Raw genomic sequence first — 23512 nt, 5'->3', positions numbered from 1 at the left:
GCTTCGCCGCATGCATCCCGGAGCGTACGACCCCGCCAGGCCGGCCGTCGTCACCGCCGACGGCACACGGACCCTCACCTACGGACAACTCGAAGAACGCTCCCTGCGGCTCGCGGATCATCTGCGGGCCGCAGGACTGCGTCGGGGCGATCACTTCGCCCTCCTGTGCGACAACGACCCGCGCGCACTGGAGGTCTACTGGGCGGCGCTGCGCTCGGGCCTCTATCTCACCGCCGTCAACCATCACCTCAGCACGGACGAAGCCGCGTACATCGTGCGCGACTGCGGGGCGAAGGCGCTGATCATCTCCGGCTCGCTCGCCGAACTGGGCGCCGCCGTAGAGGAGTTGGCGGGCGGTCCGCCGATCCTGCTCGGCCTCGACGACGGGACGTACGAGAAGGCCCTGGAGGCCGCGTCCGCCGAGCCGCCCGCCCACCAGCCGCGCGGCACCGACATGCTCTACTCCTCCGGTACGACCGGCCGCCCCAAGGGCATCAAACCCGCGCTGCCCGAGGGCGACGTGCGCGACGAGCCGAGCACCTACGTGCTGATCTTCCAGGCCATGTACGGCTTCGGCGAGGACACCGTCTACCTCTCGCCCGCCCCGATCTACCACGCGGCGCCGCTGCGCTTCTGCGGAGTCGTCACGTCGCTCGGCGGCACGGTCGTCCTCATGGACGCCTTCGACGCCGAGGACGCCCTCGCGGCGATCGAGCGGCACCGGGTCACGCACAGCCAGTGGGTGCCGACCATGTTCGTACGGATGCTGAAGCTGCCCGCACAGGTGCGCGAGCGGTACGACCTGTCGTCGATGAAGGTCGCCATCCATGCCGCCGCGCCCTGCGCCGTCGAGGTGAAGCAGCGGATGCTGGAGTGGTGGGGGCCCATCCTGTACGAGTACTACTCGTCGACGGAGGGCAACGGCATCACGTTCATCTCGCCCGACGAATGGCTGCGCAAGCCCGGCTCGGTGGGCAAGGACGGATTCCTCGGCGAGCTGCGGATCTGTGACGAGGCGGGCGAGCTCCTGCCGAGCGGCGAGACCGGCGTCGTCTACTTCGAGCGCGAGGAACTGCCCTTCCGCTACCACGGCGACGAGGACCGCACGCGCGGTGCCCAGCACCCCACGCACCCGAACTGGACCACCACGGGAGACATCGGGCACGTGGACGAGGACGGCTATCTCTTCCTCACCGACCGCAAGGCATTCATGATCATCTCGGGTGGGGTGAACGTCTATCCGCAGGAGGCCGAGGACTGCCTCGTGCTGCATCCGGCGGTCGCGGACGTCGCGGTGATCGGGGTGCCGGACGCGGAGATGGGGGAGGCCGTCAAGGCGGTGGTGTGCCCGGCCGACGGAGTGAGCGCCGGGCCCGGACTGGAGCGTGAACTGATCGCGTTCGTGCGCGAGCGTCTCGCCCACTACAAGGCGCCGCGTTCCGTGGACTTCACGGACACGCTGCCCCGCACCCCCACCGGAAAGCTGGCCAAGTCCTCCCTGCGCAAGTCCTATTGGGAGTAGGCCGGGCGGGGTCAGCCGCTGCGTCAGCCAAGGGCGCGTCCGGCCAGGACCGTCTCACGGAAGGACGCCACCACCGGCCGCAGATCGACGGCGTGCCAGGCCGCCCACAGGTGAACGGACGCCTTGTGCCAGGGCAGTTCGCGTACGGCGACGTCGTCCGTCGTGCCGCGCACCATGCTCTTCTGGATGAGCGCGAGACCAAGGCCCGAGGCGACCAGGCCGAGCGCGGTGAGCGGCTCGGCGGCGTCCAGTCGGATGTCCGGGGTGAAGCCGGAGGCCACGCACGAGGCGAGGAAGGCGTCACGCCAGGCCGGGTCCCGGGAGTTCTCGACCGCGATCCACGCCTGCCCGTCCAGGTCGTCCGGCGTCAACTCGGGCTGCGTGGCGAGCGGATGGGCCGCGGGCAGCGCGAGCAGCAGCGGATCTTCGAGGAGGGGCGCGGCCAGGAGATCCGGGTCGTCCTTCTCCGGCGGCTCCTGTACGAGGGCGATGTCCAGGCTCCGTTGCCGCAGGCCCTCGAACTGTTCCGCCGCGGAGAGGCTGTAGAGGGCGACGTGGATGCCGGGGCGCTCCTCCTGCAGGGTGCGCAGCGCGCCCGGCAGGACGCCGGTGTGCATGGCGTCGCCCACGTAGCCGATGCACAGGCCGCCCTCCTCGCCGCGGCCGAGCCTGCGGCCGAGGTTCTCCAGGCGGTCCGCGTGCCGGAGCAGGGCGCGGGCCTCGCTCAGGAAGACCCGGCCGTCGGCGGTGAGGCGGATGCGCTGCTGGCTGCGTTCGAACAGGACGAGGCCGAGCTGCTTCTCCAGCTGGGCGATCTGGCGGCTGAGGGGTGACTGGGAGATGTGCAGCGCCTCTGCCGCGCGGCCGACGTGTTCCGTCTCGGCCACGGCCACGAAATAGCGCAGTTGTCGCAGGTCAAGCATGTAAGACCTCGGAGGACTCAACTGTGTCCAAGCGAGTCTTGGACAGTCTCAAGCATCGATCCTAACCTCGAAGGCGCAAGGCCGACGGATCACCCGAACCCCCGGGAACCGTCGCAGATCCACCACCGCGAGGACTCACCCCATGAGCATCAAGCACCTCCTTCCCGGAGCGCTCGGCTTCGGCACCGCCCCGCTCGGCAACATGTTCCGCGCGATCCCCGACGCGGAGGCCGCGGCCACCGTCGAGGCCGCCTGGGACCAGGGCATCCGCTACTTCGACACCGCCCCCTTCTACGGCGCGGGCCTCTCCGAGATCCGGCTCGGCGACGTCCTCGCGGGCCATCCCCGCGACGACTACGTACTGAGCACGAAGGTCGGCCGCGTCATCCTGGACGAGGTCGAGGACCCCGCCGCCCGCGACCTCGGCGAGAAGGGCGGCCTCTTCGAGCACGGCCGCCCGAACAAGATGGTCAACGACTACACGGCCGACGCCACCCTGCGCTCCGTCGAGGACAGCCTGAAGCGGCTGAGGACGGACCGGCTCGACATCGTGTGGGTGCACGATGTCGCGCAGGACTTCTACGGCGACGCGTGGCTGGCCGCCTACGAGCAGGCCCGTACGGGCGCCTTCCGCACCCTGGACCGGCTGCGCGACGAGGGTGTCATCAAGGCCTGGGGCCTCGGCGTCAACCGCGTGGAGCCGCTCGAACTCACCCTGGACCTGGACGAGCCGAAGCCCGACGCCTTCCTCCTCGCGGGCCGCTACACCCTCCTCGACCACGATCGCGCCCTCCAGCGGCTGTTGCCGGCCGCTGCCGCCAAGGACGTCGACGTCGTCGTGGGCGGGCCCTACTCCTCGGGCATCCTGGCGGGCGGACAGCACTTCGAGTACCAGCAGGCACCCGCGGAGATCGTCGCCAAGGTCGAGCGCATCAAGGCACTCGTCGAGCGGCACGGCGTCGGCATCAAGTCCGCCGCCCTGCAGTTCTCCCTCGCCCACCCGGCGACGGTGGCGGCGATCCCCGGCGCCACCAGGCCAAGCCGCATCGCCGAGGACGTCGCCGCGCTGGGCGAGAAGATCCCCGCCGCGTTCTGGACCGACCTGCGCGCGGAGAAGCTGATCGCCGAGGACGCGCCGGTGCCCACCGCCTGACCTGCAGCAGACCCTCGCCACCTGAGGAAAGCGGCTGCCCGTCAGACCCGGGCGGTGAACTTGACCTCGACCAGGAGCTCCGGGAAAGCCAGCCGCGGGGTGCCGACCATCGTGCTGGCCACCTGCGGGTCCGGCCGCCCGTAGGCCTCCTTGCGCACGGGCCCCGCCGCGGCGTCGGTCGCCTCGACGTCGAGGGCGTAGATGACTTCCTCGACGACGTCGTCGAGCGATGCGCCGAAGCGCCCGAGCAACTCCGCCGCGTTGGCGTAGCACTGGCGCAATTGCTCGCCCGTGCGGGAGAAGTCGGTGACCCGTCCGGCATCATCGACGGGGGCGGGGGCGATCACTTCCGTACCGCTGTGGGACACCTGGCCGGACAGATAGATGGTGTCGCCGCGTCTGACCGCCTGTGCGTACCCGTAGGTCTTCTCCCACGGGACGCCGAAACTCTCGACTTGCTGTGCGCTGCTCATGAGGTCGACGGTATGAGGCGGTCCAGGGGCGGACCAGGATCGGCTGTGCCACTTAGGGCAAGGATCGTGCCAGAGCCGGCATCAGGTCCTGACCCAGGTCCGCGATGGTACGAGGGGGAGCAGTTGGGATTCGCTGAAGGTGCAGAAGGCCGGACGGTGGTCGCGATCCTGGTGATGCCGCGGGTGTTCGCGCTCGACGTCAGCATCCCCGAGCACGTCTTCGGGCGGCATCCGGGCTATCGCGTCCTCGTGCGCGGGGACGTGAGCGGAGATGCGGGCGGAGACGTGAGCGGCGGGGCCTCGCTCGCCGACGTCGAAACCGCCGACATCGTCGTCGTGCCCGGTTACGAGGAACCGCACGTCCCGGTCCCGGACGCCTACCTGAAGGCGCTGCGGATCGCCGTCGAACGGGGTGCCCGTGTCGTGGCCATCTGCACAGGGGTGTTCGCGCTCGCGGCCTGCGGAATCCTGGACGGCAGGTCGGCCACGACGCACTGGCGCCATACCGAGGAACTCCGTCTGGCCTATCCGCGCGTGGACGTCGTCGAGAATCGCGTGTTCACCGAGGACGGCGCCATTCTCACGTGCGCGGGCGGCGGCGCCGGAATCGACGCATGCCTCCATGTCGTCGACAGGGACTTCGGTAAGGCCGCCTCGGACGGCGTGGCAAAGGACCTCGTCTTCTCCTCCACCCGTGGCGCGAACGAACCGCAGTACAGGGACGCGCCCGCACCGCCGCGCGACAGCCTGCGGGCAACGCGCGAGTGGGTCCTCGACAACCTGGGGGCCGCGATCACCGTGCAGCGGCTCGCCGACCACAGCCTGCTGTCGCGGCGGACCCTCGTCCGTCGTTTCGTGCGCGAGACGGGCCTGCCACCCATGCAGTGGGTCACCCTGCAGCGGATTCTCGACGCGCGCCGGCTTCTGGAGACCTCGGACCGGTCCGTGGAGAGGATCGCCGGGACGACGGGATTCGGGTCGGCCGCCAATTTCCGGACGCTCTTCCGAAGGGAGGTGGGAGTAACCCCCACCGCCTACAGAAAGCTTCACGCGAAGCCACCGAAACCGCCTGAATGATCTACTGGACATCGGGGACAGGACGGAGGCCACGCTTGGGGCCGCCCAGTCGCACCGCACGCAGCAGGAGGTAACACAACATGCTCGTCGATCTCTCCGGCAAGACCGCCCTCGTCACCGGATCTACCCAGGGGATCGGGGCGGCCATCGCGGCCGGCCTGGCCAAGGCGGGCGCCCGGGTGGCCGTCAACGGCCGCTCGGCCGCCTCCGTCGACAAGGCCGTCAACCGGCTGAAGGGGGAGCACGGCGCCGCCGAGTTCTTCCCGGCCCCCGGCGACATCTCCACCGACGAGGGCGCCGCACAGGTCTTCGCGGCCGTTCCCCGGGCGGACATCCTCATCAACAACCTGGGCATCTTCGGCGCGGAGCCCGCCCTCGACATCAGCGACGACGAATGGCGCCGCTACTTCGAGGTCAACGTACTGACCGCCGTCCGCATGATCCGCCACTATCTGCCGGGCATGAAGGACCGCGCGTGGGGCCGTGTCCAGAACATCGCCAGCGACTCGGCGCTCGTCACCCCGGCTGAGATGATCCACTACGGCACGTCGAAGACGGCGCTCCTCGCGGTCTCCCGGGGCTTCGCGAAGGAGGCCGCCGGATCGGGCGTGACCGTCAACTCCGTGATCGCGGGCCCCACGCACACCGGCGGCGTGGAGGACTTCGTGTACGAGCTGGTCGACCCCGCCCTGCCCTGGGACGAGGCTCAGCGGGAGTTCATGGTCAAGCACCGCCCGCAGTCCCTGATCCAGCGGCTCATCGAGCCGGAGGAGATCGCCCACATGGTGGTCTACCTCAGCTCCCCCCTGGCCTCGGCCACGACGGGCGGCGCACTCAGGGTGGACGGCGGCTACGTGGACGCGATCGTCCCGTAGCGAAGCCGCCTCACCCCGTTGGCCCGCGACGCCTAGTCGTTGGTGGTCACACGGACGTAGTCGACGACCAGTTGCTGCGGGAAGCTCGTGTTGCCGTCGGGGTCGCCGGGCCAGTAGCCGCCGACCGCGAGGTTGAGGATCAGGAAGAAGGGCTTGTCGAAGACCCACTGCTTGCCGCCGAGGTCGGCGGGGGTGCGGGTCTGGTAGACGTTGCCGTCCACGGACCACGTGACCTTGTTCGGTGACCAGTCCACGGCGAAGGTGTGGAACTTGTCCGCGAACGCCTCGCCGCCGGGCAGGGTGTAACCCGCGCCGATGCCGCCGGAGCCCGAGTAGCCGGGGCCGTGCAGGGTGCCGTGGACGGTGCTCGGCTCGAAGCCGACGTTCTCCATGACGTCGATCTCACCGCTCTGGGGCCAGCCCACGCTGCCGATGTCGGCGCCGAGCATCCAGAACGCCGGCCACATGCCCTGCCCGCGCGGCACCTTCATGCGGGCCTCGACATGGCCGTACGTCTGCGTGAACTTGCCGGAGGTGTTGAGGCGGGCCGAGGTGTACTCGCAACGGCCGTACCAGCACTGGTAGTTCTCGGGGTTCTCCTTGCGGGCGGTGATGACCAGGTTGCCCTGGCCGTCGAGGGCCGCGTTCTTGTTGCCCGAAGTGTAGAACTGCCGCTCGTGGTTGTTGACGTTGTCGCCGGTCTCGATCTGCCACTTGCCGCCGTCGACCGCCGAGCCCGCGGGCCCGTTGAAGTCGTCGGTGAAGGTGGCGGCCGCCGCGGCGGGGGTGGGGGAGGGGGCCGCCGAGGCTCCGGAGGGGAGACCGGTCAGGGCCGTCGCACAGCAGGCCAGGGCGGCTGTGGTGAGCGCCGCACGGCGGCGCCAAGAGGTATGCACTGTCATCACTTCGCTTCACGTGGGGGTGGCGAGAGAGTGGGGGGTGCTGAGTGCTGAGGCGTACGCACAGGCTGTCAAGGCATGCGCATGACAATTCGGTGTCGAGAACTGAACGCGGCGAGTGATCAACCCCGCCGCTTTGTTCAGTACTTGATTTAAGGCAGACTCCGGTGCGCCGTCAAGGAGTTGGTGTGTACCAACCTCAGCGGCGCCCTTCCATCGCCCGCGCCAGATACGGCGCCGTCCGGCTCCCCGCGGTCTGCGCCACCACCCCGGGCGGCCCCGCGGCGACCACGTGTCCGCCCTGGTCACCGCCCCCGGGGCCCAGGTCGATCACCCAGTCCGCGCCGGCCACCACCGCCATGTCGTGCTCGACGACCACCACCGAGTGGCCCGCGTCGACCAGGCCGTGCAACTGGCGCATCAGGACCTCGACATCGGCCGGATGGAGCCCGGTGGTCGGCTCGTCCAGGAGGTAGAGCGTGTGACCGCGCCTGACCCGCTGCAGCTCGCTCGCCAGCTTGATCCGCTGGGCCTCGCCGCCCGACAGCTCCGTCGCGGGCTGCCCGAGGCGCAAGTAGCCGAGCCCCACGTCGAGGAGTGTGCGCAGGCTGCGCGCCACGGCCGGGGTGTCCGCGAAGAACTCCGCGGCCGCCTCCACCGTGAGGTCGAGCACCTCCGCGATGTTCCGTTCCTGGTACGTCACTTCGAGGGTCTCGGGGTTGTAGCGAGCGCCCCCGCAGTCCGGGCAGGGAGCGTACGTGCTGGGCAGGAAGAGCAGCTCCACGCTCACGAATCCCTCGCCCTGGCAGGTCTCGCACCGTCCGCCCGCCACGTTGAAGGAGAAGCGGCCGACTCCGTAACCCCGGGTGCGTGCCGCGTCCGTGGCCGCGAAGACCTTGCGCACGACGTCGAAGAGACCCGTGTAGGTGGCCAGGTTGGAGCGGGGCGTGCGGCCGATCGGCTTCTGGTCGACGCACACCAGGCGTTCCACGCCGTCGAGGTCCTCGGTGACCTCGCCGATGAGCGTGGACTTGCCCGAGCCGGAGACGCCGGTGACCGCGGTGAAGGCGCCGAGCGGGAACTCGGCCGTCACCTCGCGCAGGTTGTGCCGGCTGACGGGGCCCACCTTCAGCCAGCCGCGCGGGTCACGCACCTCGCGCGGCGGCGCGGACTCACGCCCGAAGAGGAAACGGGCCGTCGCGGACTCCGTGACGCCCTCCAGGTCCGCCACCGGGCCGCTGTGCAGCACCAGCCCGCCGTGCTCACCGGCGTCCGGACCCACGTCGACGAGCCAGTCCGCGTGGCGCATGACATCGAGATGGTGCTCCACGACGAAGACCGAGTTCCCCGCGGCCTTGAGCCGGTCGAGGACGGTGAGCAGGGACTCCGTGTCCGCCGGGTGCAGACCGGCCGACGGCTCGTCCAGGACGTACACGACGCCGAAGAGCCCCGAGCGGAGCTGGGTCGCAAGGCGCAGCCGTTGCAGTTCGCCGGCGGAGAGGGTGGGGGTGGCGCGGTCCGGGCTCAGATAGCCGAGGCCCAGCTCGGTGATCGTGTCGATGCGGGCGAGGAGATCCGCGGCCAGGACCCGGGCCGCCTCCGAACTCGCCGTGCCCTGAAGAGACTTGGCGAGTTCCGACAAGGGGAGCGCCGCGAGATCGGCGATCGTGCGGCCCGCGAAAGTGACCGCCATCGCCTCCGGGCGCAGCCTGCTGCCGCCGCACGCGGGGCAGTCGGAGCTCGCCAGGAACCGCTCGGCCTTGGTGCGCAGGGTCTGGCTCTTGGAATCCGAGAACGTCTTCATCACATAGCGCCGGGCGCTCATGTACGTGCCCTGGTACGGGCGTTGGATGCGGTCCGCGTCCCGCACGGGGTGCACCGTGACCACGGGCTGCTCGTCGGTGAACAGGATCCAGTCCCGGTCGGCCTGCGGCAGCTCGCGCCAGGGACGGTCGACGTCGTGTCCCAGGGCGTCGAGGACGTCGCGGAGGTTCTTGCCCTGCCAGGCGCCGGGCCAGGCGGCGATGGCGCCCTCGCGGATGGACAGGGACGGGTCGGGGACCAGGAGTTCTTCGGTCGTGCCGTGCACCCGGCCCATCCCGTGGCACTCCGGGCAGGCCCCGGCCGCCGTGTTCGGCGAGAAGGCGTCCGAATCGAGACGCTCGGCGCCCTCGGGATAGGTGCCGGCGCGCGAGAACAGCATGCGCAGCGAGTTCGAGAGGTTCGTGACCGTGCCCACCGAGGAGCGGGACGTGGGCGCGGAGCGGCGCTGCTGGAGCGAGACCGCCGGCGGAAGCCCGGTGATCTCCCCGACCTTCGGTGCCCCCACCTGATGGATCAGCCGCCGCGCGTACGGGGCCACGGACTCGAAGTAGCGGCGCTGGGCCTCCGCATAGACCGTCCCGAAGGCGAGCGACGACTTGCCCGAGCCGGACACCCCCGTGAAGACCGCGAGGACATCGCGCGGGATGTCGACGTCGACGTCGCGGAGGTTGTGCTCGCGGGCACCCCGGACACGTACGAACGGATCGTGGGGGCTGTGCATGGGGACTCCGTGGGCGGCTCGGGGGCAAACCCCACGATTCTAGGTCCCGGCCAGACCCGCGACCCGAGCCAGGCGCCGGAAGGAGTCGAGGAGGGCCTCGCGGTCGTACGTACTGGTCGTGACCAGCACTTCCTGGGCCCCGCTCTCCTTGATCAGCATTTCGAGCTCGTCGGCGACCTGCTCCTCCGTGCCATGGATGTGGCCGAGGAGACCGGACTCGTAGAAGCCGCGCTCCTTCTCGGTCATCGTCATGTCCGGCGACTCGACGCGCTCGGCCGGGGGCAGGGGCGGGAAGGTGCCGTGGGTGCGTGAGTACGCCATCGACCACGCCTCCGGTATCAGCAGGCGGCGGGCCTCCTCGGGGGTCGCGGCGACCGCGACCGTGCCCGAGATGACCACGTACGGCTCGCTCGACCACTCCGACGGGCGGAACGTGGCGCGGTAGTGATCGATGCCGCGCAGCATCTTCTCGCGGCTCCTGATGTCGCCGATGACCATCGGAAGCCCGGCCCGGGCCGCGACGGTGGCTCCCTCGCCGATGGCCAGGACGAACGGCGGCACGGTCATGCCCTCGCTGGGGCGTGCGTGCGCTCCGGTGTCCGACGTGCCGCGGAACCAGCCCAGGAGCTCCGTGAGCTGCGCGGCGAAGTCCTCGGCGTCGTGCTTGTCCCGGCCCAGCGCCTTGCGCACCCCGTCGGTGAACCCCACCGAGCGCCCGAGCCCCATGTCGACGCGCCCGGGGAAGAGCGCTTCGAGGACCCCGAACTGCTCGGCGACGACCAGAGGTTGATGGTTCGGCAGCATCACGCCGCCCGTGCCGACCCGGATGGTGCGCGTCGCGGCCGCGACCGCGGCGGCGAGGACCGTCGGCGCGGAGCCCGCGACGCCCGGCACCGCGTGGTGCTCCGACACCCACAGCCGGTGATACCCGAGCCCTTCGAGCTCCTGCGCAAGGCGCACGGTGTCGCGCAGGGCCTCGGGTCCCTCGTGCCCCTCACGGGTGCGGGAGCGGTCGAGGACGGAGAAGCGGGTGGATCCGATCACTGAGGTCACGACAGGTTCAACACCTGAGCGGCGCCAGGATTCCCGGGCCCGGCGGCCGGAAGGGGGCCGGGGTCGGGCCAGGCTGTCGGAGGAACTGCCTAGGCTGGGCGCGTGAGCGACGACAGCAGGCCGCTGGCCGTATTCGACCTGGACAACACCCTCGCGGACACCGCGCACCGCCAGCGCTTCCTGGAGCGCAGGCCGCGGGACTGGGCATCCTTCTTCGCGGCGGCTCCGGACGACCCGCCGCTGGCCCAGGGAGTCGAGCTGGCCCTGGAGTCCGCGCGCGAGTGCGAGGTCGTCTACCTCACGGGCAGGCCCGAGCGGTGCCGCGAGGACACCGTGGCGTGGCTCGCGGCCCAAGGGCTCCCGGAGGGGCGCGTCTGGATGCGCCGCAACGACGACCGGCGGCCCGCCCGCCGGACCAAGCTGGAGATCCTGCGGAAGATCTCCAGGTCCCGCGAGGTCCGGATGCTGGTGGACGACGACGAGCTGGTGTGCGACGAGGCCGAACGGGCGGGCTTCACGGTCGTACGGGCGCGCTGGGCGAGCACGTCGGCCGCGTTGAAGGACGCTCAGGAGCGCGAAGGGCGGACGTGACCGTTCGGGCGCCGGCCCACGGTGAGGGTCAGGCGCTGTCGCCGTCCTCAAGGCGGAACCCGACCTTCAGGCCCACCTGGTAGTGCTCGATCTCGCCGTTCTCGATGTGGCCGCGCACCTGGGTGACCTCGAACCAGTCCAGCGAGCGCAGCGTCTGCGAGGCGCGGGCGATGCCGTTGCGAATGGCCTGATCGACGCCCTCGTGCGAGGTGCCGACGATCTCGGTGACCCGGTAGGTGTGGTCGGACATGAGGCAGTTCCTCTCCGCCGTGTGGTGACGTCACAGCTGTGTGGTGACGTCACTCCACCGTGCCCCACCACACGGCGGTGCGCGAGGCGGTGGCGCCCGGTGCTCGGCGGCACCCTCCAGTTCGAGCCGCGGGACGAGAACGGCACCGGAATCTCGGATTTCGGTGCCGTTGCCCCTTGACCGACCCATTGGTACAGACCAAACTCCAGCCATACCCGTTCGAGCCATCGCTCACCCCCCGCGTCGGGCCGCCCCTCCCTGTCCGCAGGCAGAAAGTGACCCACGTGAAACCGCACCGCCGTGTCGCCATGTCCCTGACCCTCGTCCTCGCCGCCACCACGCTGCTCCCCGGCTGCGGTGCCCTGCCGGGCGGTGGAGAGGACCGGCGGACCGTCACCGTGTGGCTCATGCGGGGCAGCGCGTCGGCGGAGTTCATCAAGCGGTTCACCACGGACTTCGAGAAGCGCAACGGCGACCTCGACCTCGAGATACGCCTCCAGGAGTGGACCGGCATCGGCGGCAAGGTCAAGGCCGCGCTCAAGGCCGAAGAGGGGCCCGACGTCATCGAGGTCGGCAACACCCAGGTCGCCCAGTACGTCGACGAGGGCGGGCTCTACGACCTCACCCTGGAGTCCGCGCGCGACCTCGGCATGAAGGACTGGCTGCCGGGTCTCGCCGAGCCGGGGCGCTACAACGGCAGTCAGTACGGCATCCCCTGGTACGCCGCGAACCGCGTCGTCATCTACAACAAGGACCTCTTCGCGCGGGCCGGGATCGAGAAGCCGCCGAAGACACGCGCGCAGTGGATCGCCGACACGGAGCGCCTCAACTCCGGCGGCGACCAGGGGATCTACCTGGCAGGCCAGGACTGGTACACGCTGGCCGGGTTCATCTGGGACGAGGGCGGCGAGCTCGCCACGGAGGCCAAGGGGTCACGCGGCGTGTGGGAGGGCAGCCTGCACACGCCCGCGGCGCTGCGGGGCATGGACTTCTACCGGCAGCTTCAGGCGTTGGGCGAGGGCCCGCGCGACGCGGACGAGGAGCATCCGCCGCAGGCCGGGGTGTTCGCAAAGGGAGACGTGGCGCAGATCGTCGCCGTGCCCGGGACGGCGCGCGCCATCGAGGAGGCGAACCCGAAGCTGAAGGGGAAACTCGGCTACTTCCCGATCCCCGGCAAGACGGCGGCGAAGCCGGGTGCCGTCTTCACCGGCGGATCGGACCTCGTGGTGCGCGGGAAGACCGAGGACCGTGCGGGCGCGGTCGCCGTGATCGAGGCGCTCGCGGGCAAGAAGTGGCAGACCGACCTGGCCAGGACGATGAACTACGTGCCGAACAAGACGACGCTCGCCTCCGCCGTCTCGGGATCGGAGGGGGTCGCCGCGATGGCCGAGGGCGCCGCGCGGGGCCGGGCGACACCGGCCTCGCCGAAGTGGGCCGCCGTGGAGGCGGACAACCCCATCAAGGCGTACATGTCCAAGGTCCTCGCCGGAGGTGACCCGGCGACGGAGGCGAAGGCCGCCTCGCGCCGGATCACCCGGGAGCTGGACGTCAGCGCGCCACGCTGAGCGACAGCGCGAAGCGTGCCCTCTCGTCCGTCCACCAGTGGGTCAGCTTCAGGTCGGCGGCGGACAGCTCGGACCGTACGCTCTCCTCGCGGAACTTGGCCGAGATCTCGGTGCGCATCTCCTCGTGGCGGTCGAAGTCGACCGCGAGATCGAGTGCCGGGATCTTCACCGTCTGGGCGGCCAGGGAGCGCAGGCGCATCTCGATCCACTCGTGCTCGCTGTCCCAGACGGCCACGTGCGAGAACGCGTCGGGGTCGAAGTCCGCGCCGAGCTCGCGGTTGATCACGGTCAGGACGTTCTTGTTGAAGGACGCGGTGACGCCCGACCCGTCGTCGTACGCCGACACGAGCACCGACTCGTCCTTCACCAGGTCCGTGCCGAGCAGCAGTGCGTCACCGGGGGAGAGCAGGGTGCGCACCGACGACAGGAACGCCGAGCGCTCCGCGGGCAGCAGGTTGCCGATCGTGCCGCCGAGGAAGGCGACGAGCCGCGGCCCCGGCGTGCCCGGCAGGGCGAGACCGCCGGTGAAGTCGGCGATCAGGGCGTGCACGTTCAGGGAGGGGCGCGAGGCGATCAGGGTGTTGGCGGCGCCGGTCAGGGCGCTCTCGCTCACGTCGACGGGCACGTAGGTGTGCAGGTCCGCGAGCGCGTCGATCAGATGGCGGGTCTTCTCCGAGGAGCCCGAGCCCAGCTCGATGAGCGTGCGCGCGCCCGTCGCCGCGGCGATCTCCGCGGCACGGGTCTGCAGGATCTCGCGCTCGGCACGCGTCGGGTAGTACTCGGGAAGCGTGGTGATCTCGTCGAAGAGAGCGCTGCCCCGCGCGTCGTAGAACCACTTGGGCGGCAGCGTCTTGGGGGTTCGGGTGAGGCCGTGCAGGACGTCGGCGCGCAGAGCGGCGTCCGTGGCGTCCACGGGCAGGGTGCGGGTCAGCTGGAACGGGCTCACGCGGTGGGCTCCTTGAGCGGGGTCAGCAGGACATCGGTACGGCTTGCGGCGAGCAGGGTGCGGTCGGGGACCTGCCGCCAGTGCGGGTCGTCGTCGTAGGGCTCGGAGGCCACGACGGTGCGGCGGCCCGGTTCGGCGAGGTACCAGAGGCTGTCGCCCCAGGCGGTCGCGGCGATCGTCTCGCCGTTGGTGAGCAGCAGGTTGAGGCGTGAGCCGGGGGCCGCCTCGGCGACCTCGGTCACGGTGTCCGCGAGGGCCTGGCCCTCGTCGTCACCGCTGCGCAGTCGGCGCAGGACCATGGCCCACACCAGCGCGGAGTCGCAGCGTGCCTCCATGGAGAGCAGGTCCGCGGGCGGCAGGAGGCGCGACAGCCGGGCCAGCGAGCCGGGCCAGCCCGTGACCGCGCCGTTGTGGCTGAACAGCCAGGTCCCGGCGGCGAAAGGCGCCGCCGCGGCCTCACCGTCCGCGCCCGCCTCGGTCGCGTCGCGCACCGCGGCGAGCAGGGCCCCGGACCGGACGACCCGGGCGAGGTCGGCGAAGGACTGGTCGCCCCAGATGGGCCCGGAGCGGCGGTAGCGGGCGGGCACCGGGTCACCGTCGGCGTACCAGCCCACCCCGAAACCATCGGCGTTGACCGTGCCGTGGCGCTGGTGGCGCGGCGCCCACGACTGGCGCAGCAAGCTGTGCACGGGGTCCACTAGGAGCTTGCCCAGTGGTTCGTCCGGCCCGAGGAAGGCCAGGTGACGGCACATCAGCGGGCCTCCGTCGGGCTCGCGTCGCGCGCGGTGCGGAACCCGGAGAAGATCTGCCGCCGGACCGGGTGGTCCCAGTTGCGGAACGTGCCCCGGCAGGCGACCTCGTCCACGGAGAACGCCCCGCCGCGCAGCACCTTGTAGTCGCCGCCGAAGAAGACGTCCGAGTACTCGCGGTAGGGGAAGGGGGCGAACCCCGGGTAGGGCAGGAAGTCGCTGGAGGTCCACTCCCACACGTCGCCGATCAACTGGCGTACGCCGAGCGGTGATTCACCGGCCGGGTAGCTGCCGGCCGGAGCCGGGCGGAGGTGGCGCTGGCCCAGGTTCGCGCGCTCGGGCGTGGGGTCCGCGTCGCCCCACGGGTAGCGCATCGAGCGGTCGGAGGCCGGGTCGTGCCGGGCGGCCTTCTCCCACTCCTCCTCGCTGGGCAGACGCCGGCCCGCCCAGCGGGCGTAGGCGTCCGCCTCGTACCAACTGACGTGCAGCACCGGCTCGTCGGGCGGCACGGCCTCGACCGTCCCGAAGCGGCGGCGCAGCCACTGGCCGCCCTCTCGGCGCCAGAAGAGCGGCGCCGAGAGTCCGTTGCCGCGGACCATGTCCCAGCCCGCCGGGGCCCACCACCGCTGCTCCTCGTAGCCGCCGTCGGCGATGAAGCGCTGGAAATCGGCGTTGGTCACCGGCGTCGTGTCGATGAAGAACGGCGGGACCAGGCGGTGGTGTGCCGGGCGTTCGTTGTCCAGCGCCCAGGGCTCGGCGGAGGTGCCCATGGTGAACGGGCCGCCGGGTACGAGGACTTCGGCGGGGCCGCTGAACGGCGGCGCGGGCGCGGGGTCGGGTGCCGTGAGCGCCGTGGGTCCCGAGCGCAGCTGATGGGTGATCAGCATTGTCTCGTCGTGCTGCTGTTCGTGCTGCGCGATCATGCCGAACGCGAAGCCCGCATCCGTCAGCGGCGAACCGCGGAAGGGTGTGCTCTCCAGGACGTCGAGCGCCCGCCCGCGCACGTCGGCCGCGTACCGGCGGGCCTCGGCGGGCGCGAGCAGCGGCAGGCTCGGCCGCTCGGAGCGGGGGTGCTCGAAGGCGTCGTACAGGCCGTCGATCTCGGGCCGCATGGCGTCACGGCCCGCCACCGCCCGCAGCAGCCACATCTCCTCCTGGTTGCCGATGTGGGCGAGGTCCCAGACCAGGGGCGACATCAACGGCGAGTGCTGTGCGGTCAGTTCGGGCTCCTCGATGCACGTGGTGAGGAGCGAGGTGCGGTCCCTGGCGGCCAGCAGAGCCGCCTGGGCGCGTCGGCGAAGCGCATCGGGATCGCTGACGGTTCCGGTCATCGGAGGATGCCCTTCTCGTGCTCGTGTTCGTGGTCGTGGTGGTGGCCGTGGCCGTGCGGATTGCCGTCGAGCAGGTCGTCCGCGGGGCAGCGGCCGCGCGCGACATACCGCTCGGCGTACGCGGCGACGGCCTCGCACACCTCGGTGCCCGCGCCGAGGCGGGGCAGCGCGTCGAGGGCCGCCGCGAAACACGCGGCCGCGGCCTCGCGCAGCTCCGGGTCGGTGAGCCCGTCCCGTGCCGCGTCCAGCCACAGCGGGCTGCGCGGCGCCGCGGGCGCACCCGGCGGGCACGCGCGCTCGGCCAGCGGCTTCACGGTGCGGTAGGCGGTCTCGGCGGCCTGCGGGTCGTCGAACAGCGCGCTCGTCACCGCGAGCGGCACGATCCAGCCGTGCTGTCCCGGCTGGGCGTCGACCATCCGCAGCTCCAGGTGACCGCGCGGACGTACGGGCGGGAAGAGCGTGGTCAGGTGGTAGTCGAGGTCGTCGCGCGTGGGCGGGCGCGGCGCCCCCGAGCGGGCCCAGTCACGGAAGGTCAGCCCCTCCGGGACGGCCCAGGGCGCGTCGTCGTCGCCGTCCTGGGATCTGACGAACATCACCGGCGCGTCCAGGGCGTGCCGGGCCCAGGCCGCCCGCGGCTCCACGTCCAGCGGCGGTGCGCCCGACGTGCCCGGGGCGACGGATGCCCATACGGCCTGCCGCGTGGAACGCCAGCCGGTGTAACGCCCGTTCTGGAACGGGGAGTTGGCGAACGCGGCGACCAGTACGGGGCCCAGCAGATGCGCGAGCCGCCAACGGCGTCCGTAGCCGAGCGGGCCCGGCTCCTCGTGCCCCGCGTCCAGGCAGATCTGCACGGACGCCGTGGAGCACATCATGCGGCGGCCCGCGGGACCCGTGCGGTCGAGGTAGCACTCCATCGCGTCATAGCGCGGCCGGTGCAGGATGCGCGACGGCGGGCGCCAGGGATCGGCACCGAGCCCGGTGAGCGTCAGGTCCAGGGCGGCGAGGCGATCGCGTACGAGGGAGAGATCCGCCGATACGGCGGTCACGCACTCCATGAGCGAGGCGGCGGGGAGCGAGCTGAGCTCCAGCTGGCCGCCTGGTTCGACGGTGATCAGGGAGTGCAGGGGCAGGGCCCGCAGTGCGGCGTAGGCCGCTTCCAGGCGGGCGGGGGACACGGGCAGATGGAGCCGGTGCGGCTCGTGGATCAGCCATTCCAGTTCGACACCGGTGATGCGCGGTGGCCCGGTCTTGAAGCAGATGCCGGCGACCAGCGCCTCTGCCTCGGACTCGGATACCGCGGTGCCGTACTTCGCGCGGTACGTCGTACAGTCACCCTCGGGCATGCTGAGGTCCTCCTGTTCAAGTCCTGCCTGGTCCAGCGGTTGTGGACCACCCGGCCGACTCGGTCGGGGTGGCCGGGGCCGGTCGGGGTCGGCAGCGCTCACACCACCCAAGACCCTGACGGCCGTTCGCACAAGAGTGCCCCTGGGGCCATGCCGGTGCCAGGGAATTCTGTTGCGGCGGGCGTCGGTGAAAGCTCACGATGCGTTCATGTGTGAGTCGGGGGACGGAAAAACGTCCGGTTCGGGGGAGTCGGCATGAGTGCGCGACTGCGCGGAATCGCGCAGCAGACCGAGGAGATCGTGGCCGCGGGGCGGTACGTCGCTCCGGGTGGCCACGAGGTGGTGATCGCGGATGCCGTGGACGCCGCGCGCTCCGGCACGCGGATGTTCGGTCCGGCGGCCCTGGATGTGACTGCGGTGACTCCCGTGCCGCCGCCAGAGCTGATCTCCACGGTAGTCGAGGTCACCGGGGAGAGCAGCTTGGAGGCCGCGCGGCGGCTGACGGCCGCGGGCGGGGGCCCGGTGGCCGTCCTGAACTTCTCCTCCGCGCGCAATCCCGGCGGCGGCTATCTGAACGGCGCCCAGGCGCAGGAAGAGGCACTCTGCCGCGCCTCGGCCCTCTACACGTGCGTGCGCTCGGCCCGCGATTTCTACGACCACCACCGCGCCCACCGCGACCCCTTCTACACCGACCGCGTGATCCACTCCCCGGCCGTGCCGGTCTTCCGCGACGACAAGGGACGGCTGCTCGACCAGGCGTACGAGGTCGGTTTCCTGACCTCGGCGGCGCCGAACGCGGGCGTCGTGCTGCGCCAGGCCCCCGAACGCGTGAAGGATCTTCCGGCCGCCCTGGCCCGGCGCGCCGAGCGGGTCCTGGAGACCGCCGCCGCCTGCGGCTACCGGCGGCTCGTGCTCGGCGCGTGGGGCTGCGGGGTCTTCCAGAACGACCCCGCCCAGGTGGCGGACGCGTTCCGGGTGCTGCTCGACGAAGGCGGCCGGTTCCACGGGTACTTCGGGCACATCGTGTTCGGGGTGCTCGACCGTACGCGCGGCACGGTGACGCGGGCCGCCTTCGAGGAAGCGTTCAGCGCCAGCCGTAGCGTTCCTGAAGTCGCCGCACGACGAGGTTGAACCGCATCCGGTCGAGCGCGCACGCCTCGCGCCGCATGCCCGCGTCGTGCACCCGAAGGACCCGGTCGATGTCCACCCAGGACTCGCGCCCCTCACGGTCCCAGGGCCCGCTGCCGATCGGCACCCTTCCCCAAGCTCTCGACTTCGCTCGAGCAGGGGAGGCCCCAATCCGGTCATTCGCGTGCTGCTTGCTGGAGAGCTGCACCGCCAGCAGCGTGCCGCGCGCCTCGCGGGCGACGACCAGGACGGGGCGGTCCTTGCCGCGCCCGTCGTTCTCTTCGTAGGGCACCCACGTCCAGACGATCTCGCCGGGGTCGGGATCGCCGTCGTGCGCGGGTGCGTACGTCGTCTGCACCCGGCCGACCTCGCGCGGCTGGGCCTCGGTGGTGGCGGTGCGGCCGGTACGGCCCGGGTGTGCGGACATCTGCGGGTCATCGGTGTTGGCTGTCACGCGGGCCACCGTAGATCGCGGGCCACTGCTCGTACCAGCGCTGATCGGCCTCCAGTTGTGCGGCGAGTGAGATCAGGAGCGGCTCGCTGTTCGCGGGTCCGAGCAGTTGCGCGCCGACCGGAAGGCCGTCGCCCACCCTGCCCGCGGGGACGTTGACGCCGGGCCAGCCAAGGACGTTCCATGTCCACGCGTAGGGGCAGGCCGCGATCATGGCCTGGTCGGTTCGCCAGCCGCTGAGGGCGGCCATGGTGCCTATCCGCGGCGGGGGAGTGGCGGTGGTGGGCGTGAGGACGACGTCGTACGTCGAGAAGATCGCGCCGATCCTGCGGTGCAGGGCGCCCTCGGCGCGGCGGGCCAGGCGCAGCGGGGCGCCGCCGAGCAGTCGGCCCAGGCGGGCCGCTTCCTTGGTCCGCGGGTCGAGCAGGCTCGGGTCCGGCACCTCGCGGGCCCAGTCCGCGATGCCCGCCGTGCCGCGGGGCACGAAGCCGAGGCCGATCTGGCCGTAGCGCGGGTCGTCCTCCACCACGTCGTGTCCGAGGGCGGCAAGGCGGTCGGCGAGGACCATGACCTTGCGCCGCACCACGGGGTGCAGCCGCTTGGGCGTCGCGGTGAACGGCATGCGCAGGGAGAGGGCGATCCGCAGCCGCCCCGGCTCGCGGGTCGCCGCGTCCGCAGCACTGATGACGGGCGGCTTGTGCAGGTCACCGCCGTGGTTGCCGCTCGCCGCGTCAAGCAGCAGGGCCGCGTCGGCGACGGTCCTCGCGAGGGGGCCGTTGACGGTGATGCCGTTGAAGGCCTCGGGCCAGGGCCATGTCGAGATGCGGCCGCGCTGCGGCTTGATCCCGACGAGGTGGGTCCAGGCCGCGGGTATGCGCACCGAGCCCGCGCCGTCCGAGCCGAGCGCGGCGGGCACCAGGCCCGCGGCGACCGCGGCCGCCGAGCCGCCCGACGAACCACCGGGAGTGTGGCCGGTGTGCCAGGGGTTGCGGGTGTCGCCGAAGCCGGGCCCCTCCGTGAAGGGCCACTGCCCGAGCTCGCACGTGTTGGTCTTGCCGACGATCACCGCTCCGGCCGCCCGCAGCCGGCGCACCGACTCGGCGTCCTCCTTCTTCGGCGGGAAGTCGCCCCGGCATCCGAACGCGGTCGGCTCGCCCGCCATGTCGGTGTCGTCCTTGACGGCGAGCGGCACGCCGAGCAGCGGCCGCCCCGCCCCGCCGGACGCCAACTCCCGGTCGGCGGCGTCCGCTTCGGCGAGCGCGGCCTCGGCCCGCACCAGCTTGAACGCGTTGAGCGTGGGCTGGGAGGCCTCGATCCGCGCCAGCGTCCGTTCCGTCAGCTCACGTGCGGACACTTCTCCGTCGGCCAGCGCGCGGGCGGTGCGCGCGAGTCCATCGGCACGGTCGACAGTCATGTGGGGGCACCTTTGATCGACGGGCAGGTGCAGGCACGCTAACCGGCCTGTCGGGAACGCGGTACGTGGGCAGGGGAGTTCACGCCGCGTGGGGCGGCCGGGGGCGCGCCGACGCGGGCCGGGGGCGCCTCGGCGCCCGCCTGGGAGCGCTCACGCGCCGTCTGGAAAGATGAGCCCCGTCATGGTGCAGATACCGAACAAGACCGCACAGAAGTCCGCGCGGCAGCCGGCGCAGTACTCCGTGCCGACGAGCGCCGACGTGGCGCGCCTGGCGGGGGTCTCGCGCGCGACCGTCTCGTACGTCCTGAACAACACGAGCGCCGTCCGCATCAGCGAGCCCACCCGCCGTCGCGTCCACGAGGCCGCGAAGGAACTGGGCTACGTCCCGCACGCCGCGGCCCGCAGCCTGCGCGCCGGGCACACCCGTGTGGTCCTGATGCCCACGCCGCAGATCCCGGCGGGCCCGCTCTTCAGCGAGTTCTTCAACGAACTGCAGTGGGCGCTGAGCCGCTTCGACTACACGGTCGTGCAGTACGGCAGCCTCGGCCTGACCGGCGAGGAGGCGGCCCGCGCCTGGGCCGAGCTGCGTCCGGTGGCGGTCCTCGCCCCCGCCGCGTCGGGGCTCGGCGCGCGCGGTGTGAACGTCCTGAAGCGCTCGGGCGCCAAGGCCGTCTTCACGATCGGCCCGCAGCGGGCGGAGGGCGCCCATGCCCTGCTCATGGACCAGCGTCTGGTGGGGCAGTGCGCCGCCACTCATCTTCTGGAGCGCGGCAGCCGGCACATCGGCGTCGTGATTCCCGAGGAGAGGGGCCTGGAGGCCTTCGCACGTCCGCGCGCCGACGGCATCCGCCGCACCCTGGCTCGGCACGGCACGGACGCCACGATGACCGAGCTGCCTCTCGCCTACGACGAGAAGTCGGCGGCGCGGCTCGCGGCGCGCTGGCGGACGCTCGGCGTCGACGGGGTGTTCACGTACAACGACGAGTTCGCGATGCTGCTGATGCGGGCGCTGCAGGACGAAGGCATCGCCGTCCCCGAGGAGACGGCGATGATCGGCGCCGACGACTTGATGCTCGGCAGGCTCTTGCGGCCGCGGCTCAGCACGGTCCGCATCGAGCTGCCGTCGGGTCAGAAGCTCGCGGAACTCGTCGACCGGGTCGTGCGCGACCCGGGCATGGAGCCCGAGGTGCACGACGTGCTCGGTGCGACGGCAGTGCACCGCGAGTCAAGCTGACCCCTCTGCTGACGGGTCCTGCTGCTCCCGCTTACTGCTCCTGCGCCTCGGCCTTGGCCTGCTCCTCGGCGACGGACTTGCGGACCTCGTCCATGTCCAGCTGCCTGGCCTGTCCGATGACGTCCTGGAGCGCGGCCTCCGGCAGGGCTCCGGGCTGCGCGAACACGGCCACCTGATCGCGGACGATCATCAGCGTCGGGATCGACTGGATGCCGAAGGCCTGAGCGAGCTCGGGCTGCGACTCCGTGTCCACCTTGCCGAAGACCATGTCGGGATTGGCTTCGGCGGCCTTGTCGTAGACGGGCGCGAACGACTTGCACGGACCGCACCAGTCGGCCCAGAAGTCGATCAGGACGAATTCGTTGTCCGTGACCGTCTGGTCGAAGTTCTCCTTGGTGAGCTCCACAGTCGTGCTCATGGTGTTTCCCTCTTCCTGCTGTCAGTCGAAGCCGTAGTGCACAACGGCCCGGGCGGCAGACGTATTCCACGCGCTCACCCGTGCCCGCTGTCGCGCGCGTACCCATGTGGCCACGGCGCACACCTGCGACCACACTGGCTTCCATGACGGATTCGAAGACATACGACGTAGTGGTCCTTGGTGCTGGTCCAGTGGGGGAGAACGTAGCGGACCGGGCCCGTGCGGGCGGCCTGAGCGTGGCGATCGTGGAGAGCGAACTCGTCGGGGGCGAATGCTCGTACTGGGCGTGCATGCCGAGCAAGGCGCTGCTCCGCCCGGTGATCGCCCGCGCGGACGCCCGCAGGGTGCCGGGACTGCGCCAGTCGGTGCAGGGGCCTCTGGACGCGTCGGCGGTCCTGGCGCACCGGGACTACTACACCTCCCACTGGAAGGACGACGGCCAGGTCGGCTGGCTGGAGTCGATCGGCATCGACCTCTACCGCGGCCACGGCCGCATCGCGGGCACCCGCCGGGTGACCGTCACGGGCGCCGACGACACCGAGCAGACCCTCACGGCCCGCCACGCGGTGGCGGTGTGCACCGGCACCCGGGCCGCCCTGCCCGACCTGCCGGGTCTGGCCGACGTGAAGCCGTGGACGAGCCGCGAGGCCACCAGCGCGGATCACGTGCCCGGCCGTCTGGCGGTGGTCGGCGGCGGTGTGGTCGCCGTGGAGATGGCCACGGCCTGGCAGGCGCTCGGCTCGCAGGTCACCCTGCTCGTCCGCGGCGGCGACGGCCTGCTCCCGCGCATGGAGCCGTTCGCCGGGGAACTGGTCACCAAGGCGCTGACGGAGGCGGGCGCCGAGGTCCGTACGGGCGTCTCCGTGACCGCCGTGCGGCGGGAGAACGGCACGGTCACCGCGACCCTGAGCGAGGGCGGCACCCTCGAGGCCGACGAGATCCTCTTCGCCACGGGCCGTGCCCCGCGCACCGACGACCTCGGCCTGGAGACGATCGGCATGGACCCGGGCTCCTGGCTGCCGGTCGACGAGAGCCTGCGGGTACAGGGCAGCGACTGGCTGTACGCGGTGGGCGACGCCAACCACCGCGCGCTCCTCACCCACCAGGGCAAGTACCAGGCCCGCATCGCCGGGGCCGCGATCACCGCCCGCGCCCAGGGCGTGCCCCTCCTGGAGACGGACGCCTGGGGCGCGCACTCGGCCACCGCCGACCACGCCGCCGTACCCCAGGTGGTCTTCACCGACCCCGAGGCGGCTTCGGCGGGCCTCACTCTCGCGGAGGCGGAAGCCGCGGGGCATCGGGTGCGCGCCGTGGACTACGACATGGCGGGCGTGGCGGGGGCCGGCCTCTACGCGGACGGCTACGAGGGCCGTGCCCGCATGATCGTCGACCTCGACCGCGAGGTCCTGCTCGGCGTGACCTTCGTGGGCCCCGGCGTCGGCGAACTCATCCACTCGGCGACGGTGGCGATCGCGGGGGAGGTGCCGATCGACCGCTTGTGGCACGCGGTTCCGGCGTATCCCACGGTCAGCGAGGTGTGGCTGCGGCTGCTCGAGACGTATCGCGGCTAGG

The 23512-nt window shown here is 71.5% G+C and carries 22 protein-coding genes; 9 read left to right on the top strand and 13 right to left on the bottom strand.

What is annotated here, in order from left to right:
• The first annotated feature begins 10 nt into the window (after positions 1-10).
• A complete protein-coding gene (locus AB0I66_RS09800; RefSeq protein ID WP_363207234.1) occupies positions 11-1522 on the top strand; it encodes an acyl-CoA synthetase in 1512 nt (503 codons plus the stop codon).
• A gap of 23 nt (positions 1523-1545) precedes the next feature.
• On the opposite strand, the gene AB0I66_RS09795 is transcribed toward AB0I66_RS09800, so the two are convergent.
• Complete coding sequence (locus AB0I66_RS09795) at positions 1546-2445, bottom strand: LysR substrate-binding domain-containing protein (protein WP_363207233.1); 900 nt, start codon at positions 2443-2445, stop codon at positions 1546-1548.
• A gap of 142 nt (positions 2446-2587) precedes the next feature.
• On the opposite strand from AB0I66_RS09795, the gene AB0I66_RS09790 reads away from it, so the two are divergent.
• Complete coding sequence (locus tag AB0I66_RS09790; RefSeq protein WP_363207232.1) at positions 2588-3598, top strand: aldo/keto reductase; 1011 nt, start codon at positions 2588-2590, stop codon at positions 3596-3598.
• A gap of 41 nt (positions 3599-3639) precedes the next feature.
• Here AB0I66_RS09790 and AB0I66_RS09785 read toward each other — a convergent pair whose 3' ends face one another.
• Positions 3640-4071, bottom strand: coding sequence for a Rid family hydrolase (locus AB0I66_RS09785; RefSeq protein WP_363207231.1), 432 nt, complete (start codon positions 4069-4071; stop codon positions 3640-3642).
• Positions 4072-4227: 156 nt separating this feature from the next.
• Between AB0I66_RS09785 and AB0I66_RS09780 the strand changes: the two genes are divergently transcribed.
• Complete coding sequence (locus AB0I66_RS09780) at positions 4228-5148, top strand: helix-turn-helix domain-containing protein (RefSeq protein ID WP_363207230.1); 921 nt, start codon at positions 4228-4230, stop codon at positions 5146-5148.
• An 80-nt stretch (positions 5149-5228) separates the two neighbouring features.
• Positions 5229-6023, top strand: a complete 795-nt coding sequence (locus AB0I66_RS09775; protein ID WP_363207229.1) for an SDR family oxidoreductase — start codon at positions 5229-5231, stop codon at positions 6021-6023.
• Between the two features lie 32 nt (positions 6024-6055).
• Here the strand turns inward: AB0I66_RS09775 and AB0I66_RS09770 are convergent, their stop codons facing one another.
• The 3 genes from AB0I66_RS09770 to AB0I66_RS09760 all read right to left on the bottom strand — a co-directional run bounded on the left by AB0I66_RS09770 (position 6056) and on the right by AB0I66_RS09760 (position 10520).
• Positions 6056-6925, bottom strand: a complete 870-nt coding sequence (locus AB0I66_RS09770; RefSeq protein ID WP_363207228.1) for a glycoside hydrolase family 16 protein — start codon at positions 6923-6925, stop codon at positions 6056-6058.
• Between the two features lie 196 nt (positions 6926-7121).
• Complete coding sequence (locus AB0I66_RS09765) at positions 7122-9467, bottom strand: excinuclease ABC subunit UvrA (protein WP_363207227.1); 2346 nt, start codon at positions 9465-9467, stop codon at positions 7122-7124.
• Between the two features lie 39 nt (positions 9468-9506).
• Complete coding sequence (locus tag AB0I66_RS09760; RefSeq protein WP_363207226.1) at positions 9507-10520, bottom strand: LLM class flavin-dependent oxidoreductase; 1014 nt, start codon at positions 10518-10520, stop codon at positions 9507-9509.
• A gap of 102 nt (positions 10521-10622) precedes the next feature.
• On the opposite strand from AB0I66_RS09760, the gene AB0I66_RS09755 reads away from it, so the two are divergent.
• A complete protein-coding gene (locus AB0I66_RS09755) occupies positions 10623-11111 on the top strand; it encodes an HAD family acid phosphatase (protein WP_363207225.1) in 489 nt (162 codons plus the stop codon).
• A 28-nt stretch (positions 11112-11139) separates the two neighbouring features.
• On the opposite strand, the gene AB0I66_RS09750 is transcribed toward AB0I66_RS09755, so the two are convergent.
• Positions 11140-11361, bottom strand: coding sequence for a dodecin (locus tag AB0I66_RS09750; RefSeq protein WP_160509111.1), 222 nt, complete (start codon positions 11359-11361; stop codon positions 11140-11142).
• Positions 11362-11669: 308 nt separating this feature from the next.
• Here AB0I66_RS09750 and AB0I66_RS09745 point away from each other — a divergent pair, with 308 nt between their 5' ends.
• A complete protein-coding gene (locus tag AB0I66_RS09745) occupies positions 11670-12926 on the top strand; it encodes an extracellular solute-binding protein (RefSeq protein ID WP_363207860.1) in 1257 nt (418 codons plus the stop codon).
• Here the strand turns inward: AB0I66_RS09745 and egtD are convergent.
• Genes egtD through egtA form a run of 4 tightly spaced genes read right to left on the bottom strand, consistent with a single transcriptional unit; the run spans position 12910 to position 17295 of the window.
• The gene (gene egtD / locus AB0I66_RS09740; RefSeq protein WP_363207224.1) at positions 12910-13872 is read right to left on the bottom strand and encodes an L-histidine N(alpha)-methyltransferase; all 963 of its coding nucleotides are present in this window, start codon (positions 13870-13872) and stop codon (positions 12910-12912) included. The two genes, AB0I66_RS09745 and egtD, sit on opposite strands and share 17 nt — an antisense overlap.
• Positions 13869-14624, bottom strand: a complete 756-nt coding sequence (gene egtC / locus AB0I66_RS09735) for an ergothioneine biosynthesis protein EgtC (protein ID WP_363207223.1) — start codon at positions 14622-14624, stop codon at positions 13869-13871. Before egtC ends, egtD begins: the two co-directional genes overlap by 4 nt.
• On the bottom strand, positions 14624-15952 hold the full coding sequence (gene egtB, locus AB0I66_RS09730) for an ergothioneine biosynthesis protein EgtB (protein WP_363207222.1): 1329 nt from the start codon (positions 15950-15952) through the stop codon (positions 14624-14626). The genes egtC and egtB overlap by 1 nt, the downstream gene beginning before the upstream one ends.
• Positions 15949-17295 (bottom strand): ergothioneine biosynthesis glutamate--cysteine ligase EgtA, encoded by a 1347-nt coding sequence (gene egtA / locus AB0I66_RS09725; RefSeq protein ID WP_363207221.1) that lies wholly within the window; start codon positions 17293-17295, stop codon positions 15949-15951. Before egtA ends, egtB begins: the two co-directional genes overlap by 4 nt.
• 255 nt (positions 17296-17550) lie before the next feature.
• Between egtA and AB0I66_RS09720 the strand changes: the two genes are divergently transcribed.
• A complete protein-coding gene (locus AB0I66_RS09720; protein WP_363207220.1) occupies positions 17551-18426 on the top strand; it encodes a TIGR02452 family protein in 876 nt (291 codons plus the stop codon).
• Here the strand turns inward: AB0I66_RS09720 and AB0I66_RS09715 are convergent.
• Both AB0I66_RS09715 and AB0I66_RS09710 read right to left on the bottom strand, forming a co-directional pair.
• Positions 18380-18850, bottom strand: coding sequence for a type II toxin-antitoxin system PemK/MazF family toxin (locus AB0I66_RS09715; protein WP_363207859.1), 471 nt, complete (start codon positions 18848-18850; stop codon positions 18380-18382). The genes AB0I66_RS09720 and AB0I66_RS09715 overlap by 47 nt on opposite strands.
• Before the next feature lie 7 nt (positions 18851-18857).
• Complete coding sequence (locus tag AB0I66_RS09710; protein WP_363207219.1) at positions 18858-20288, bottom strand: amidase; 1431 nt, start codon at positions 20286-20288, stop codon at positions 18858-18860.
• 181 nt (positions 20289-20469) lie between these two features.
• Between AB0I66_RS09710 and AB0I66_RS09705 the strand changes: the two genes are divergently transcribed.
• Positions 20470-21522, top strand: coding sequence for a LacI family DNA-binding transcriptional regulator (locus tag AB0I66_RS09705; RefSeq protein WP_363207218.1), 1053 nt, complete (start codon positions 20470-20472; stop codon positions 21520-21522).
• Positions 21523-21553: 31 nt separating this feature from the next.
• On the opposite strand, the gene trxA is transcribed toward AB0I66_RS09705, so the two are convergent.
• A complete protein-coding gene (trxA, locus tag AB0I66_RS09700) occupies positions 21554-21940 on the bottom strand; it encodes a thioredoxin (protein ID WP_363207217.1) in 387 nt (128 codons plus the stop codon).
• A 143-nt stretch (positions 21941-22083) separates the two neighbouring features.
• On the opposite strand from trxA, the gene AB0I66_RS09695 reads away from it, so the two are divergent.
• Complete coding sequence (locus AB0I66_RS09695; RefSeq protein ID WP_363207216.1) at positions 22084-23511, top strand: NAD(P)/FAD-dependent oxidoreductase; 1428 nt, start codon at positions 22084-22086, stop codon at positions 23509-23511.
• The last annotated feature ends 1 nt before the right edge of the window (position 23512 follow it).

This window comes from Streptomyces sp. NPDC050439 (assembly GCF_040655335.1).
Classification (GTDB): Bacteria; Actinomycetota; Actinomycetes; order Streptomycetales; family Streptomycetaceae; genus Streptomyces.
Note: the sequence above shows the minus strand (reverse complement) of the source record. Positions and strands in the feature narration are given on the sequence as shown.

Bases quoted from the DNA above. Each gene is read 5' to 3' on its own strand.
- AB0I66_RS09800 (WP_363207234.1), top strand. From the start codon at position 11: ATGCATCCCGGAGCGTACGACCCCGCCAGGCCGGCCGTCGTCACCGCC.
- AB0I66_RS09795 (WP_363207233.1), bottom strand. From the start codon at position 2,445: ATGCTTGACCTGCGACAACTGCGCTATTTCGTGGCCGTGGCCGAGACG.
- AB0I66_RS09790 (WP_363207232.1), top strand. From the start codon at position 2,588: ATGAGCATCAAGCACCTCCTTCCCGGAGCGCTCGGCTTCGGCACCGCC.
- AB0I66_RS09785 (WP_363207231.1), bottom strand. From the start codon at position 4,071: ATGAGCAGCGCACAGCAAGTCGAGAGTTTCGGCGTCCCGTGGGAGAAG.
- AB0I66_RS09775 (WP_363207229.1), top strand. From the start codon at position 5,229: ATGCTCGTCGATCTCTCCGGCAAGACCGCCCTCGTCACCGGATCTACC.
- AB0I66_RS09770 (WP_363207228.1), bottom strand. From the start codon at position 6,925: ATGACAGTGCATACCTCTTGGCGCCGCCGTGCGGCGCTCACCACAGCC.
- AB0I66_RS09765 (WP_363207227.1), bottom strand. From the start codon at position 9,467: ATGCACAGCCCCCACGATCCGTTCGTACGTGTCCGGGGTGCCCGCGAG.
- AB0I66_RS09750 (WP_160509111.1), bottom strand. From the start codon at position 11,361: ATGTCCGACCACACCTACCGGGTCACCGAGATCGTCGGCACCTCGCAC.
- AB0I66_RS09745 (WP_363207860.1), top strand. From the start codon at position 11,670: ATGTCCCTGACCCTCGTCCTCGCCGCCACCACGCTGCTCCCCGGCTGC.
- egtC (WP_363207223.1), bottom strand. From the start codon at position 14,624: ATGTGCCGTCACCTGGCCTTCCTCGGGCCGGACGAACCACTGGGCAAG.
- egtB (WP_363207222.1), bottom strand. From the start codon at position 15,952: ATGACCGGAACCGTCAGCGATCCCGATGCGCTTCGCCGACGCGCCCAG.
- egtA (WP_363207221.1), bottom strand. From the start codon at position 17,295: ATGCCCGAGGGTGACTGTACGACGTACCGCGCGAAGTACGGCACCGCG.
- AB0I66_RS09720 (WP_363207220.1), top strand. From the start codon at position 17,551: ATGAGTGCGCGACTGCGCGGAATCGCGCAGCAGACCGAGGAGATCGTG.
- AB0I66_RS09715 (WP_363207859.1), bottom strand. From the start codon at position 18,850: ATGTCCGCACACCCGGGCCGTACCGGCCGCACCGCCACCACCGAGGCC.
- AB0I66_RS09710 (WP_363207219.1), bottom strand. From the start codon at position 20,288: ATGACTGTCGACCGTGCCGATGGACTCGCGCGCACCGCCCGCGCGCTG.
- AB0I66_RS09705 (WP_363207218.1), top strand. From the start codon at position 20,470: ATGGTGCAGATACCGAACAAGACCGCACAGAAGTCCGCGCGGCAGCCG.
- trxA (WP_363207217.1), bottom strand. From the start codon at position 21,940: ATGAGCACGACTGTGGAGCTCACCAAGGAGAACTTCGACCAGACGGTC.
- AB0I66_RS09695 (WP_363207216.1), top strand. From the start codon at position 22,084: ATGACGGATTCGAAGACATACGACGTAGTGGTCCTTGGTGCTGGTCCA.